The following is a 2,199-nucleotide window of genomic DNA, read 5'->3' as shown; positions in this document are numbered from 1 at the left end:
CACCGACGGCGACTCCTACCGCATGACACACCGAACGGAGGTACCACCCACCTAAAACATCCCGCACAGGGTGGGGACTTTTACCTGGCCACCAGCGGGGACATCAAACTGGCCGTTGACAGCCCACTTCCCGCTCCAGACCAACAGCACAAACGATACCGTCGGTAACAGAACGAAACTGCGAGTGCTCGAACACCGAACGAGGACCGCAGAGAGGACCACCCAATGGGCTTCGATCAGCGGCTACCAGCGCACTCGCCATCATGTATGGGATGTGGCAGCGACAACCCCAGCGGACTCCAGCTCGAGGTATACAGGCATGACGACCACGTCTACGCTGATCTAACCTTCGACGAACGCCAATCAGGAGCACCCGGCCTAGCCCATGGCGGTGCCATCTCAGCAGCCTGCGACGACATCATGGGATTCACCCTGTGGATCGCCCGCACACCTGCAGTCACTCGAACACTCACCGTCGAGTACCGACACCCAGTGCCACTGCACACACCCGTGCACCTCGTCGCCACGGTCGTCGATAACACCGCTCGGGCACTCTCCATCAAAGCGGTCGGCACAGTAGGCAAGAAAGCGTATTTCACCGCGAACGCCGTGTTCGTGAAAGTTGACTTAAGTCACTTTCAGAACCACGGAGACCCGGACGCCGCCACAGACCTGATTACTCGATTCCTTCAAGCCGACTAGAATACCGTAACCGCGCCTGCATCTGGTGTTACCCGATACAGCAAGGCTGCATCAACCCTGAGGGCGAGACGTATCTAACCCATTCGCAGCGCCTTACCGCCCTCCCCGTGAACCGAGCGCTTAGCTTGTGAGGTGAGCCCTCCTGGGTGGTCCAGTCGTTGTGGGACTCTGTTGCTCGATTGTTCGAGCAGGAAGAATCAACGACGTCATGACATCGAACAAGCGCCGCCGGCACACGCCGGAGCAGATCATCCGCAAGCTCGCCGAGGGCAATATGCTCCTCGCCGCTGGTCAGGAACTCGACGAGGTGTGCCGGCACCTCGAAGTCGCGGAGTCCACGTGGCATCGCTGGCTGGCCCAGTACGGCGGCATGAAAGCTGATGACGCCAAGCGGCTCAAAGAACTCGAGGCGGAGAACGCCCGACTCAAGAAGCTCGTGGCCAACCAGGCCCTCGACATTGACATGCTCAAGGACCTGTCGTCGGGAAACTTTTGACCCCGAACCGTAAACGCCGCGCCGTGACGGTGCTGCAAGAACGGTTCGGGGTGTCTCAGCGTCGGGCGTGTGCGGTGGTCGGTATCCACCGCTCGACGATGCGCCTGAGGACACAACCAGCGGACGACGAGGACACCAGGCTGAGGGCCTGGCTACGCAGGTTCTCCACCGACCGGCCCCGGTGGGGGTGGCGGCGAGCAGCGAAGATGGCACGCAAATCCGGATGGGCGGTCAACGACAAACGTATTCGTCGACTATGGTGTGAGGAAGGACTTCGAGTGCCCCAGCGCCGCAAAAAGAAGCGGTTGACCGGCGTCGGTGTCACCGTAGGGGCGATGTGTCCTATCCGGCCGAACGTGATCTGGGCGATGGACTTCCAATTCGACACCCTCGCTGATGGTCGTACGATCAAGCTACTCAACATCATTGATGAGTACACCCGAGAGTGCCTGGCCATCGAGATCGGCAGGTCAATCGACGCCGACCAAGTGGTCGCAGTCCTTGACACGCTGGCTTTGACCCGCGGGGCGCCGGTCTACGTGCGGTTCGACAACGGCCCCGAATTCGTCGCCCACGCCGTACGCGACTGGTGCCGATTCACCGGCACCGGAGCCTTGTTCATCGACCCCGGTTCGCCATGGCAGAACGGCTGGATCGAATCGTTCAACGGTCGACTACGCGATGAACTGCTCAACTCGTGGCGCTTCGATTCTCTGCTCGAAGCCCAAGTGATCACCGAGGATTGGAGGACCGACTACAACACCGCCAGGCCCCACAGCGCCCACGGCGAACTCAGCCCCGCTGAATTCGCTCTACAGTGGACCACGACCCACCAATCCCAAGCCGCATAGCGACTGGACCACCAAACGGGTCCCCCTCACCATCAAGTCGCGCATCGCGCTGGAGCCGCAATGGCCGCCCATTCGGTGTGGATAGGTGTCGAGCAATGACTCGGACATTGTCATGGTCTCCCTAGTGGTGGTGGACACTGTGCGACGGGA

General features: G+C 60.8%; 2 protein-coding genes. Both read left to right on the top strand.

Annotated features, from left to right (window positions below; all coding sequences use genetic code 11):
• Positions 1 to 225: 225 nt before the first annotated feature.
• Positions 226 to 702, top strand: coding sequence for a PaaI family thioesterase (locus NWF34_RS25150; protein WP_005194688.1), 477 nt, complete (start codon positions 226 to 228; stop codon positions 700 to 702).
• A gap of 208 nt (positions 703 to 910) precedes the next feature.
• Positions 911 to 2,049 (top strand): IS3 family transposase gene (locus NWF34_RS25145; protein ID WP_085949120.1). Its coding sequence is split into 2 segments (ribosomal slippage): positions 911 to 1,181 and positions 1,181 to 2,049, totalling 1,140 coding nucleotides; the frame shifts between segments, so codons are not numbered across the junction.
• The last annotated feature ends 150 nt before the right edge of the window (positions 2,050 to 2,199 follow it).

Origin of the sequence: Gordonia sp. GONU, assembly GCF_024733855.1 — a bacterium.
Lineage (GTDB): Bacteria > Actinomycetota > Actinomycetes > Mycobacteriales > Mycobacteriaceae > Gordonia > Gordonia amicalis.
This window is presented reverse-complemented; position numbering and strand designations above follow the sequence as displayed.